This window comes from Nitrosomonas sp. H1_AOB3 (assembly GCF_015709435.1).
Taxonomy (GTDB): domain Bacteria; phylum Pseudomonadota; class Gammaproteobacteria; order Burkholderiales; family Nitrosomonadaceae; genus Nitrosomonas; species Nitrosomonas europaea.
This window is the reverse complement of sequence record NZ_CP054389.1, coordinates 438,653-450,665: the sequence shown is the minus strand read 5'-3', so window position 1 is coordinate 450,665 and position 12,013 is coordinate 438,653. Positions and strand designations below refer to the sequence as shown.

Annotated in this window: 11 protein-coding genes; 5 read left to right on the top strand and 6 right to left on the bottom strand. The window is 51.6% G+C overall.

Going from position 1 to position 12,013, the window contains the following annotated elements; all coding sequences use genetic code 11:
• Positions 1 to 5: 5 nt before the first annotated feature.
• The 6 genes from HRU73_RS02175 to HRU73_RS02150 all read right to left on the bottom strand — a co-directional run bounded on the left by HRU73_RS02175 (position 6) and on the right by HRU73_RS02150 (position 8,169).
• Positions 6 to 368: a hypothetical protein gene (locus HRU73_RS02175; RefSeq protein WP_287399257.1), complete on the bottom strand. Its 363-nt coding sequence runs from the start codon at positions 366 to 368 to the stop codon at positions 6 to 8.
• A 358-nt stretch (positions 369 to 726) separates the two neighbouring features.
• Entirely contained in the window at positions 727 to 3,945 is a 3,219-nt protein-coding gene (locus HRU73_RS02170) for an efflux RND transporter permease subunit (protein ID WP_287399256.1), read from the bottom strand.
• Positions 3,946 to 4,049: 104 nt separating this feature from the next.
• The gene (locus HRU73_RS02165; RefSeq protein WP_276679294.1) at positions 4,050 to 5,537 is read right to left on the bottom strand and encodes an efflux RND transporter periplasmic adaptor subunit; all 1,488 of its coding nucleotides are present in this window, start codon (positions 5,535 to 5,537) and stop codon (positions 4,050 to 4,052) included.
• On the bottom strand, positions 5,534 to 6,940 hold the full coding sequence (locus tag HRU73_RS02160) for a TolC family protein (RefSeq protein ID WP_287399255.1): 1,407 nt from the start codon (positions 6,938 to 6,940) through the stop codon (positions 5,534 to 5,536). Before HRU73_RS02160 ends, HRU73_RS02165 begins: the two co-directional genes overlap by 4 nt.
• A gap of 105 nt (positions 6,941 to 7,045) precedes the next feature.
• Positions 7,046 to 7,417, bottom strand: coding sequence for a hypothetical protein (locus HRU73_RS02155; RefSeq protein ID WP_011112198.1), 372 nt, complete (start codon positions 7,415 to 7,417; stop codon positions 7,046 to 7,048).
• A gap of 155 nt (positions 7,418 to 7,572) precedes the next feature.
• Positions 7,573 to 8,169, bottom strand: a complete 597-nt coding sequence (locus tag HRU73_RS02150; RefSeq protein ID WP_281870885.1) for a Maf family protein — start codon at positions 8,167 to 8,169, stop codon at positions 7,573 to 7,575.
• A 68-nt stretch (positions 8,170 to 8,237) separates the two neighbouring features.
• On the opposite strand from HRU73_RS02150, the gene HRU73_RS02145 reads away from it, so the two are divergent.
• Genes HRU73_RS02145 through fabD form a run of 5 tightly spaced genes read left to right on the top strand, consistent with a single transcriptional unit; the run spans position 8,238 to position 11,971 of the window.
• Complete coding sequence (locus tag HRU73_RS02145; protein WP_011112200.1) at positions 8,238 to 8,744, top strand: YceD family protein; 507 nt, start codon at positions 8,238 to 8,240, stop codon at positions 8,742 to 8,744.
• Between the two features lie 40 nt (positions 8,745 to 8,784).
• Positions 8,785 to 8,967: a 50S ribosomal protein L32 gene (gene rpmF, locus HRU73_RS02140; protein ID WP_287399254.1), complete on the top strand. Its 183-nt coding sequence runs from the start codon at positions 8,785 to 8,787 to the stop codon at positions 8,965 to 8,967.
• Positions 8,968 to 9,017: 50 nt separating this feature from the next.
• Positions 9,018 to 10,064, top strand: coding sequence for a phosphate acyltransferase PlsX (plsX, locus tag HRU73_RS02135; protein WP_287399253.1), 1,047 nt, complete (start codon positions 9,018 to 9,020; stop codon positions 10,062 to 10,064).
• Between the two features lie 8 nt (positions 10,065 to 10,072).
• Positions 10,073 to 11,029: a beta-ketoacyl-ACP synthase III gene (locus tag HRU73_RS02130; RefSeq protein WP_502709312.1), complete on the top strand. Its 957-nt coding sequence runs from the start codon at positions 10,073 to 10,075 to the stop codon at positions 11,027 to 11,029.
• A gap of 3 nt (positions 11,030 to 11,032) precedes the next feature.
• Complete coding sequence (gene fabD, locus HRU73_RS02125; RefSeq protein ID WP_011112204.1) at positions 11,033 to 11,971, top strand: ACP S-malonyltransferase; 939 nt, start codon at positions 11,033 to 11,035, stop codon at positions 11,969 to 11,971.
• The last annotated feature ends 42 nt before the right edge of the window (positions 11,972 to 12,013 follow it).

Below are 12,013 nucleotides of genomic sequence, written 5' to 3'. Positions count from 1 at the left end.
CACTACTAACCGCTCGGTGGAATCCAAAAAGAGCCAAATGCTCCTTGAGAAAGCAAAATCCCACCTACTGGTGGATTTTCACACTCTTCTGGACTATTTGCCAAAAATACATTCGGAGAATCACCCAGATCGTAGGGTGGAGCAGCTGACTGGTCTTCATTTGGATCTGGAATAGCACACGCATATTTCCCATCAACTTGATGTACATCCTCCGGAGCAGCCGGACCTACCAAATTGCTTGATCGCGCTAGTACCGCACCACTATGCAGCGTCATGATAACCGGAATGGCGACCGTGCTCTTGAGCAATCGCCTGCGCGCCGGCTGAGGAGCAGCAGCTGTTTGTCCCTGAATTTTTTCTTCTGTCACGTTAATCACCTTTCATGTAAAAAACATACAAAACTTAGGGAAATAAAATATCGCCAGTATAACAACAGGAAGCCAATAAAGTCTGCTGTTGTACTTTTAACATGCATATTTCGTACCATACCGTAAAGAATAATTTAATACCATAAAAAACATGAAGATAAAAACCACTCCCGGCCATGGCTGATCAGTAATCCACAAAAATGTAAAATTATTCGACATTCATTGTCTCATAGCATCTGCCCGCTCGCCGGTAAAAGAACGCTCTGTACCACTACAATTCCCGATTATCCCTGACTCAGCTCATTCGGCCATTGCACAACGGCAGAAAGTGGAAAAAATTCCGACGCGGCCGAAATCCTCATGGAATGTTCGCATCCGGCAGCATCTCCGTTTTTTTCTGATAACTCTTTCCATCCTCTTCCTGGCGTTTGTAAAACACGTAATACAACACGGGCAATACCAGCAATGTCAGAATCGTTGAGGAAAGGATACCACCAATCACGACCGTGGCTAGCGGACGCTGTACCTCAGCGCCAAGACCAGTTGCCAGTGCCATGGGAATGAATCCAACGGCATCGGTGAGCGCTGTCATCAGCACCGGGCGCAATCTTGTGAGCGCACCAATTTGTACAGCATCCACCAGGGCGCGGCCTTCCTGGCGTAATTCGCGGATGAAAGTCAGCATGACCAGCCCGTTGAGCACTGCGATTCCTGACAGCGCAATGAACCCAACCCCGGCTGAAATGGACAGCGGAATGTCACGCAGCCATAGCGCCAACACCCCTCCCGTCAGCGCGAACGGCACACCGGTGAATACCAGCAACCCATCCCGGAAATTGCCGAATACGGTATAAAGCATCATAAAAATCAATGCCAGCGCAACCGGTATCACGATCTGCAAACGTTCCGCCGCTGAAATCATTTGTTCGAACTGACCGCCCCACACCAGCCAGTAACCCGGTGGAATCCGAATTTTTTCATTGACCAGCATTTGTACTTCCCTGACGAAGGAGCCCAGATCACGCCCTCGCACGTTGGCTGTTACTACCACCCGACGCTTGCCATTCTCGCGGCTGATCTGGTTCGGCCCCTGCATGATTCTGAAATCAGCCACCTCACCCAGCGTCACAAAAGCGGTTGAGCCAGCCAGCGGCAATTGTCCGGCCAGCAATCCTCCCTGTGTGCCAGGTTGAACCGGCAAACCAAGGGGTAAATAACGCAACGCTTCAATATCGGCCCGCAACGATTCAGGCAGACGCACCTGCAATTCAAAACGACGATCCCCTTCGAAAATCAACCCGGCACTTTTACCCCCCACTGCGATAGCCACTGCATCCTGCACATCGGCAACATTCAGCCCATAACGCGAAACATTGGCGCGATCGGCCTGGATGGATAACACTGGTAATCCGGTCACCTGCTCCACTTTCACATCCGCAGCCCCTGGCACGGTTGCAACCAGTGCTTCGATATCCTCCCCCAGGGCAAGCAGCTTATCCAGATCATCACCGAATACCTTGATGGCGACATCGGCACGTACTCCTGAAATCAGCTCATTGAAGCGCATTTCGATCGGCTGAGTAAATTCATAGTTGTTACCCGGCACTTGCAACACCGCTTTCTCCATTGCAGCAATCAGTTCATCTTTGGTCCGGTACTGTTCAGACCACTCCGATTGCGGCCTGAGCATGACAAAGATATCCGCTACGCTGGGTGGCATTGGGTCGGTCGCAACCTCGGCCGTTCCAATTTTGCTGAATACCTGCTCCACTTCCGGAAACGACTGAATCACCTTTTCCAGTTCCCCCTGCATGGCAATGGCAGTGGAAAGGCTGGTACCGGGAATACGAATTGCGTGCAGTGCAATATCACCCTCATTCAGGCTGGGTACAAATTCACTGCCCAGACGTGTAGCGAGCAACACTGATAACCCCATTACCACTGCGGCAACGGTGATAGTCAAGCCCTGATTACGCATCACTACCACCAGCATCGGCTGGTAGAAACGTTTACACCATACGACGATCCGGCTTTCTTCATCTGCCACTTCGCCGGTCAGAAACAGGGCAACAGCTGCCGGCACGAAAGTGACTGACAGAATCAGCGCACCCAGCAATGCTGCCACCACGGTAAATGCCATGGGATGAAACATTTTGCCTTCCACGCCAGACAGCGTAAAAATCGGCAAGTAGACAATCATGATGATCATCTGTCCGTAAATCAGCGCGCGCCGTACCTGTTGCGTGGCTGTAAACACCAGCTTCAGCCGTTCTTCCCGGCTCAATGCCCGCCCCAGCCTTGCCTGTTCCTGCGCAAAACAGCGGATGCTGTTCTCGATGATGACGATGACACCATCGACGATGATGCCAAAATCCAGCGCCCCCAGACTCATCAGGTTGGCACTGACATGATTGACGACCATGCCGCTGAATGTAAACAGCATCGACAGTGGGATGACGAGTGCCGCGATCACCGCTGCACGGAAATTACCGAGAAACAGGAACAGTACGACGATGACGAGCGCGGCGCCTTCGATCAGATTGCTGGAAACGGTATGAATCGTGCCATCGATCAGTGTGGTTCGATCATAAACAGGAACGACCACCACCCCAGCCGGCAGTGAGCGGCCAATTTCCGTCAGTTTCCCGGCAACCGCATGGGCCACGGTACGACTGTTTTCCCCGATCAGCATAAGGGCGGTTCCCAATACCGTCTCTTCACCATTACGGGTGGCAGCACCTGTACGTAATTCCTTGCCAATCAGTATATCGGCCACATCCTTGATGCGTAACGGAGTTCCCTGCCTGCTGCCCAGCGTAATCTCACCGATTTCATCCAGATTGCTGACCTGGCCGGGCAAACGTACCAGATACTGCTCGCCCCGTTTTTCGATGTAACCTGCCCCCAGATTAAGATTGTTACGCTCGAGCGCCGCCACGATTTCCTGCAGCGTCAATCCGTAAGCGACGAGTTTTTCCGGGTAGGGAGTAACGTGGTACTGTTTGACGAACCCGCCGATGGTGTTGACTTCGGTCACGCCTTCCACCATGCGTAATTGCGGCCGAATGATCCAGTCCTGGATTTCGCGCAGATCAGTAGACGTGTAGGCAGTTCCATCTGGTTTGCGTGCGTCCGGAATACTTTCGACTATCCACATGAATATCTCACCCAGTCCGGTGGAAATCGGCCCCATTTCAGGTTCGATACCGGCAGGCAATTGCCCCCTCGCTTCCTGAATACGCTGACTAACCAGTTGTCGGGCAAAATAAATATCTGTTCCTTCCCGGAATACTACCGTCACCTGGGATAATCCATACCGCGATAATGAGCGCGTGTAATCCAGCCCGGGCAACCCTGCCATGATGGTTTCAACCGGGAAAGTGATGCGCTGCTCGACTTCCATGGGTGAATAACCTGGCGCTGCGGTGTTGATCTGCACCTGCACATTGGTAATATCGGGCACGGCATCGATCGGCAGTTTCTGGTAGCTGTACAAACCCAGTGCCGCCATCGCCAGCACTGCCAGCATGACCAGTCCACGATGCCGGATCACTGCTGCAAGCATACGTTCAAACATGAGTGACCTCCCCGACCAGATCACGGTAGCAGCCAGCAGAACAAAAAGAAATCAGACTGGTAAACACAATAATCGGGCAGCACGGAAGATCAACCGGTATTTCCTCAGTGATCATGCGCGGCTCCTGCTTTACCCAGCTCTGACTTGATGATGAAACTGTTACTTACGGCATAGCGCTCGCCTGCGAACAAACCTTCGATCACCTCGGCCATCCGGTTATCACTGCGCCCCAGTTTGAGCGGACGCATTTCGAAATAATCGCCATAACGGCCAAATACGACTGACTGGTCACCGATTGTCTGAATCGCTTCCAGCGATACTGCCACCGGAACTTCGGCTGCTTCGGTCTGCAAATCAGCTTTGACGAACATGCCAGGCCGCCATCGTTCATCCTGATTATCGAGCTGCACCCGTGCAACCGCTGTACGAGTCTGTTCGTCGAGCAGCGTCGTCACATAGGTGACTTCTCCTTCCCGCGTCAGATCATAGGCATTTGCCCGGATGACGGCACGCTGGCCTACATGAACCTGGTGCAGATTGCCGGGAAAAACCCTGACAGCCGCCCAGATCGTGGAAATGTCGGCGATGATAAATGCAGTTTTATCCTCCTTAACGACTTCTCCGGTAACGATCGCTTCATCGATAACAATTCCGGAAATGGGAGAGCGGATTTCATAACGGGCAAGATTTTTCCCGGATAAATCGGATTTCGGCTGCACACCCAGTGCCAGCAAGCGTTCAGCCGCCAGCTGGGTGGTAATACTGGCTTCTTCCCGCTGCTGCCTGGCAGTAAGGTAATCCTGTCTGGCGGTAATCTTCTCCCGCCATAACTGTTCTTCCCGATCATAAATCGTTTGCGCCAATGTTTGTCGCCTGCGGGCAAGCAGATACTGGCTGTGCAGATCAGCCAGCATGGCGCTTTCCATGACAGCAAGCACCTCACCTTTTTTCACCCGCTGCCCGTGGTGGCGTTTGATAGACACCACCATACCGGGCAGACGAGGAACTACATGCACAATATTATGTTCATTGAAGATGATTTCACCCGGCAGGGTAATCTCCGAGCGGATAACAGCAGGACCGGCCGTGGCCAGCTCGATATCGCTGCTTTGCATCATCGTATCGGACATTTCCACTCGTGCCTCGACCTGGCTGTGATTCCAGCGATAGGCCTTGCCCTGATACTCAGCAGCGACGACCAGTTCGAAAGAATGCGGCTCTTCCACTTCCTGGTCACTGATCAGATAGTCGCTTTCCGGCCGGAAATGAAACAGTTGCGCCGGCCTGCCGAGGCGTGACAATGCCACCGTTACCTTCACCTCTGCCGGTGACAAGGATTGCTTCTGCCAGTATGGATAGATTCTGAAGTGTGGAAACACACCCTCTTCATGGATGATCAGTTCCAGGCTCAAATCGTCTTTCGTAAATAATTCCCCGCCCCTGGATCCGGTTGCTGATCCGGATTCAGTTTCCGGCTCCGCAGAAGAAAATCGCTCTACGATATCCGGGGATCCGCCGATCAGCAGCCATGTTCCCAGCAGGATACCGGCCAGAATAACCGCTACGATGGGTAACCGTCCGGTAACGTTCATTGATTGTGCTCCTTCCCTTGATTGTTGAGTCTCGTTGAATCCGTAGCTGAATCAGCAAGCGGTGCTGCAATCAACTGCTCGATCGTGTTGACCAGGCGCTGATAATTGGCCAGCGCCCGCACATAAAGAATGCGATTCTGAAAAAAAGTACGCTGAGCATCCAGCATTTCCAGAAAACTGAATTTGCCCAGTTGATACCCCCGGTTGGTGATCTCGAAGGCATTCTGTGCACCCGGCAGCACTGCATCATGTAACACCCTGATTTCATTCCGGGCTGCCAGCAGACTCTCGTAGTTACGTACAAACTCAGTCCTGAGCTGCAATTCGACCGACATCCGTTCATCCATTGCCTTGTTCAGGCGCTGGCGAGCTTCCAGCTCATTCCCCTGATTACGGTTAAAAATCGGAATGGGAATCGACATCCCCACCACGGCAGTAGTGTCGTCCGTTCCCAGATAACGCCGAATACCCGCATCGACCGTTATATCAGGAATTTTCCTGGCTTTTTCCAGCTCGACCATCGCCTCGCGTTGTGCAACATTCTTGAGACTTTGCCGCACGACCGGGTTTTCTTCGAGGCGCTTTACCAGCTGATCAAACTCCGGTATCTCGACGAATGATTCCAGTTCTCCCAGCACCCGGTCGAATCGAGGTTCTGCTTCACCCCAAAGTAAGGCAAGCTTCGTTCTGGCGGCTGACAGGCTGCGCCGGGCCTGTTCCAGCTCGATGCTTGCAGTGGATAGCGCAACTTTCGAACGAATTGCCTCCATGGGCGGTGCTTTCCCGGCTTCGACCCGTTTAACCACCGTCTCCATCGCAACCTGGACCAGATGCAAGGTATCGTCCATTACACTCACCTGCGCCTGATTTTCCAGCACATCGACAAAGGCACTGGCGGTACGTGCAATGATTTCCAACCGTTTGGCGGCATGAGCCTGATCGGCCAGTTCCTGCCCAAGCGTTGCTACATTCACCCGGGCCGGCCGCTTACCGCCAAGTTCAATCAACTGACTGATACGGAAAGTCGCAAATTTCTGAATGGCACTATTGGAAGAGTTGATGTCTTCCGCTTCGATACTGAACTCCGGATTATTGAACAGACCGGCCTGTAATTTCGTACCTTCATGAGCGGCTATTTCTCTGGAAAAAGCGGATAACTCAGGGTTATTCTGCAAAACCAGTTGCAGCACCTGTTGCAAGGTAAGATCCCCTTTTTCACTGATACCACCTGCCTGTACATCCGCGGTCAGCGCTGCAGCATTTGCGAGCGCCACGCCATAATTCTGGACAGGCATCATTCCTGTCAGTACGAACGCCAGGAAAAATATCGCCCCCCCCTGGTGAAATGACCCGGGTCTTCTTTCTACCTGATATTCCATCATGATGATTGATAACGAAGTCATGCTGTGAAAACACGTCGAACGTGACACAGCGAATAAACCGGATTGCCGAACGGCCAACCCGGCGGCTACCCGGCTCTGCTGCAGTTTCAGCCAGCCAAGACTGGATCAGGAAAGTAATCGGGGAGGGTGGTAAAGACGGTCGGGAATCGTTTCCGGAAAAGAGCTGTCAGCAATTTCCGGTGTCATCTCCCTCACGTCAGCAGTATTTATCTGCAATGATGCGGGCAGGTAAAACGGTTGAAACTGGCCGGCAGCGTGCAGACACAAGTGAGTAGCGGCATCCAGATCAACACTGTCATCAAGCGCGTGGTGCAGCTCAAGATGCGCATCGGGATACATCAGAAACAACTCCCTGTAATGATGATGCGCCAGTTCATGCGTGAACACCTTACCGTTGAATGACCATCCGAACGTATTTGTCAGCATGCTGACAAGAAATGCCAGAATGATCAGCCTGGCAGAGGAAGGTTTATTCATTATCACCAACGGAAAGTTTATTCATCTGGAAAACAGCGACAGGTATCTACATTGGGCTGCTGCAATGTAACATGAAAATACGGATTCCGGCCATTCCACAGCCAGATGGAAAAATAGGGAAAATGGTTCAGCATTTGGGCAGAGGATTGGCAACGCTAAAACAGTTCCACCCCCTCCTCCATCAACATCTCCACCAGTGCTATCAGCGGCAGTCCGATCAGCGCGTTAGGATCTTCCCCGGTAATGCGTTCAATCAGAGCAATCCCCAGACCTTCCGCTTTTGCACTGCCGGCACAATGGTAAGGTTGTTCCTTTGCAAGATAGTGCTCGATCTGACTGTCGCTCAACTCGCGATACTTTACCGAACACGGTATGACACGCGCCTGCAGACGGGTTGTACGACTGTTGAACAGGCATAGCGCCGAATGAAAGATGACTTCCCTGCCACGCATCAAACGGAGTTGTTGGACAGCATTTTCATGACTCAATGGTTTGCCCAGTTGTATTTCCCCCAGGGCTGCAACCTGATCTGCTGTGATGATAAGTGCATCAGGAAACAGCTTTGCTACCGCATGTGCCTTTTCTTTTGCCAAACGCAACGCAGTTGTCCCAGGCGCTTCCCCGGGCAAAGCAAACTCGTCGACGGCCGGACTTGCGGTTTCAAAAGGTATCTGCAGACGCTGCAGCAGTTCACACCGGTAAACCGAGCTGGAACCCAGTATAAGCGGAGGGTAATTCGTGCGATTTTTCAAAATATTATAGTAATATGCCGATTTGTGATTTTGACACTTTGTTATAAAAAATATAACATGCGCGCCTTATGTTCGACCAACTTGTCATAGATGCACTGGATTTTGTCCGCAGTGGCAAATCACTTCAGGGAAATGTCCCCCTGCTCAATCTTGAGCGTCTAAGAGATTATCTGACAAACTCAGCGGGAGAATTGGCTTATCTGGTCACCGGATTACTGGATGAACGTGACAGGCCGCTGCTGAAAATGTCAGTCAACGGAATCATCGACTTGAGTTGCCAGCGCTGTCTGGAAAAGATCGAATACACACTCGATGTGAAGACAGCACTGCTTCTGGCCCGAAACGAGGATGAGTTGTCACGTTATGACGAAGATATGTTTGTGGATGCGATTTATGCTTCGAATGAACTCGATATTCTGGCTTTGATAGAGGATGAAGTGATCCTGAGCCTGCCGGTTTCCCCTCGTCATGAAGATACCGCCGGGTGTCACCCGTCAACTGGAACCGGAATACATGAAGCCGCCGTAAAAGAACATCCTTTTACCGTGTTGGCGTCACTGAAGCAATCACATTGAACCGGTACTTTTATAAGTCGTTTTTACTCTGGAGTTAAACATGGCTGTACAACAAAACAAAAAATCCCCCTCCAAGCGCGGGATGCATCGCTCTCACGATGCGCTGACCAATCCTCCGCTTGCGATCGAACCCACTACCGGGGAAACCCATTTACGGCATCACATCAGCCCGAACGGGTATTATCGCGGCAAAAAAGTAATCAAAACCAAAAACGACGATTGATGGTATCTGCCCATACTGCATTAGCCCTGCTGTCAGATCCTTCTTGACAAGTGAATATAACGGTAGCAATTGATTGCATGGGTGGCGATCACGGTCCGCATGTCACAGTTCCATCAGCTGTTGAATACTTGCATCACGACTGCGAAACCAACATTATTCTGGTTGGTAAACCCGAGGTCATTTCCAGAGAATTGGATGCGCTTAAGGTATCGCCCGGCTCGCGGCTCAGATTACACCCGGCGAACGAAGTCGTCGGCATGGATGAACACCCGGCTGTTGCCTTGCGCAACAAGAAAGATTCTTCGATGCGTGTAGCACTCAACCTGATTAAAAGTGGTGAAGCACAGGCATGCATCAGTGCAGGAAATACAGGCGCATTACTGGCCACTTCCCGATTTGTGCTCAAAACCATCCCGGGAATAGACCGACCCGCACTGGCAGTTATCCTTCCAACCATTTCAGGGCATACCTACGTGCTGGATCTGGGAGCAAACGTAAACTGTACAGCTGAACATTTGCTTCAGTTTGGCATAATGGGAGCAACACTGGTTTCGTCAGTCGAGAACAAACCCAATCCAAGTATCGGCCTGCTGAACGTTGGTGAGGAAGACATCAAAGGTAATGATGTAGTCAAGCGGGCAGCCGAGTTGTTTCGTTCCAGCGGTTTGAACTTTTATGGCAACATCGAGGGGGATGACATTTACCGCGGGACGACCAATGTAGTAGTATGCGACGGCTTTGTCGGCAATGTCGCACTCAAAACTTCGGAAGGACTGGCTCAAATGCTGGCAAGTTATCTGCGTGAAGAGTTCAGGCGTTCCTTATTCAGCAGGCTGGCAGGACTGGTGGCCTTACCGGTGATCAATGCCTTCAGGCGGCGGGTTGATCACCGCCAGTATAATGGAGCGAGTCTGCTGGGGTTACGGGGTGTTGTCATCAAAAGTCACGGATCAGCCGACAGCTACGCTTTCCGCTGTGCCATCAGGCGTGCGGTGGAAGAAGTACGTGGTGGCACGTTACGGAACATCGTCGAGCATATTGAGACATTGCGAAACAATATTGAACAAAACATCGCACAACCGGTATCGATAGAGTAAACATGACCATGTATTCACGGATCATTGGCACCGGCAGTTACCTGCCGGAGAAAATCCTGACCAATCAGGACCTCGAATCGATGGTTGATACCAGCGATGAATGGATACGGACGCGTACCGGTATCGAACGACGGCATATTGCTGCAGAAGGCCAGATGGCAAGTGATCTTGCGCTGGAAGCAAGCCGGAATGCCATTGAGGCTGCAGATATCCAGGCAAAGGACATTGATCTGATCATCGTCGCAACGACGACACCGGACATGATCTTTCCAAGCACAGCCTGTATTCTGCAGAACAAGCTTGGTATATCCAACGGGCCGGCCTTTGATGTGCAGGCTGTCTGCAGCGGATTCATTTATGCGCTGGCCACGGCAGACATGTTTGTCAGCTCCGGGAAAGCGCGTAATGCGCTGGTTGTTGGTGCTGAAGTCTACTCTCGTATCATGGACTGGAACGACCGCAGTACCTGTGTCCTGTTTGGTGACGGTGCAGGAGCAGTGATTCTCACTCGTGATCAGAAACCGGGGATCCTTTCATCCCATCTGCATGCAGATGGGAGTTACAGCCAGGTTCTCACAGCACCTGCGTCGATCCATTCCGGTAAAATACAAGGGACTCCTTTCATTACCATGGAAGGCGGTACAGTCTTCAAATTCGCGGTCAAAGTCCTGGAAGAAGCCGCACTGGAAGCACTGCAAGCGAATCAGCTGCAACCTTCCGATATCGACTGGCTGATTCCACATCAGGCCAATATTCGCATCATTACCTCGACGGCAAAGAAACTGGGTATCCCTGAAGAAAAAGTGGTAGCAACGGTTTCACAACACGGCAACACCTCGGCTGCTTCCGTTCCACTGGCACTCGACCAGGCAGTACGTGACGGTCGTATCCAACCGGGCCAGCATATCGTGCTGGAAGGTGTAGGAGGAGGATTCACCTGGGGATCAGTTCTGGTACGCTGGTAAAATATGAAAGCCGCTTTCGTTTTTCCCGGACAGGGATCTCAGTCAGTTGGTATGATGAATAGCTATTCCGAGCTGCCATCGGTACGTGGAACTTTCAATGAGGCATCGGATATCCTGCAACAGGACCTATGGTCGCTGGTCAGTAACGGACCTGAAGACAGTCTGAATCTCACTACCAATACCCAGCCTGTCATGCTGGCTGCAGATGTATCCATTTACCGGGCGTGGCAACAGGCAGGGGGAATTGAGCCGCATTATCTGGCCGGCCACAGTCTTGGTGAATACGCTGCGCTGGTTGCAGCTGAAGTACTCACTTTTACTGATGCCCTGAAACTGGTTCGTTATCGTGCAAAAGTCATGCAGGAAACCGTTCCCGAAGGAACCGGAGGCATGGCAGCTATTGTCGGACTAGATGATGATATCGTCTCTTCAGTATGCACCGAAGTAATAAATGCGATGCCAGATACATCGCTTGAACCGGCAAATTTCAATGCGCCCGGCCAGGTGGTGATTGCCGGCCATTCCCAGGCAGTTGCCCGAGCAGTAGTGCTCGCAAAATCAAAAGGAGCAAAGCTGGCGGTCATACTGCCAATGAGTATTCCTTCACACTGCTCGCTCATGCAATCGGCAGCAGAAAAGTTTGCTCTTCTACTGGAAGAAATTGCGCTGCAACCTCCCCGCATTCCTATTTTGCATAATGCTGACGTCCAGCAACATTCTGAAACCGCTTCCATTCGTGAGATACTTGTGCGCCAGCTCTATCGTCCGGTTCGCTGGACAGAGACCATTCAGGCCATCGCGGCACAGAATGTAAAATATGTCGTGGAATGCGGTCCGGGTAAGGTGCTGTCCGGACTGAACCGGCGCATCGATAAGAATCTGGAAAATATCGCGCTGACCGATTCCGGCTCACTTCTCAAAACGGTAGAAACGTTGAAATAATACGTCGGCAATATACCATCAGAAATAGTCATTCCAATTACT

Excerpts from the sequence above, each read along its gene's own strand:
- HRU73_RS02170 (WP_287399256.1), bottom strand. The coding sequence starts at position 3,945 with ATGTTTGAACGTATGCTTGCAGCAGTGATCCGGCATCGTGGACTGGTC.
- HRU73_RS02165 (WP_276679294.1), bottom strand. The coding sequence starts at position 5,537 with ATGAACGTTACCGGACGGTTACCCATCGTAGCGGTTATTCTGGCCGGT.
- HRU73_RS02160 (WP_287399255.1), bottom strand. The coding sequence starts at position 6,940 with ATGACTTCGTTATCAATCATCATGATGGAATATCAGGTAGAAAGAAGA.
- HRU73_RS02155 (WP_011112198.1), bottom strand. The coding sequence starts at position 7,417 with ATGAATAAACCTTCCTCTGCCAGGCTGATCATTCTGGCATTTCTTGTC.
- HRU73_RS02145 (WP_011112200.1), top strand. The coding sequence starts at position 8,238 with ATGTTCGACCAACTTGTCATAGATGCACTGGATTTTGTCCGCAGTGGC.
- rpmF (WP_287399254.1), top strand. The coding sequence starts at position 8,785 with ATGGCTGTACAACAAAACAAAAAATCCCCCTCCAAGCGCGGGATGCAT.
- HRU73_RS02130 (WP_502709312.1), top strand. The coding sequence starts at position 10,073 with ATGTATTCACGGATCATTGGCACCGGCAGTTACCTGCCGGAGAAAATC.
- fabD (WP_011112204.1), top strand. The coding sequence starts at position 11,033 with ATGAAAGCCGCTTTCGTTTTTCCCGGACAGGGATCTCAGTCAGTTGGT.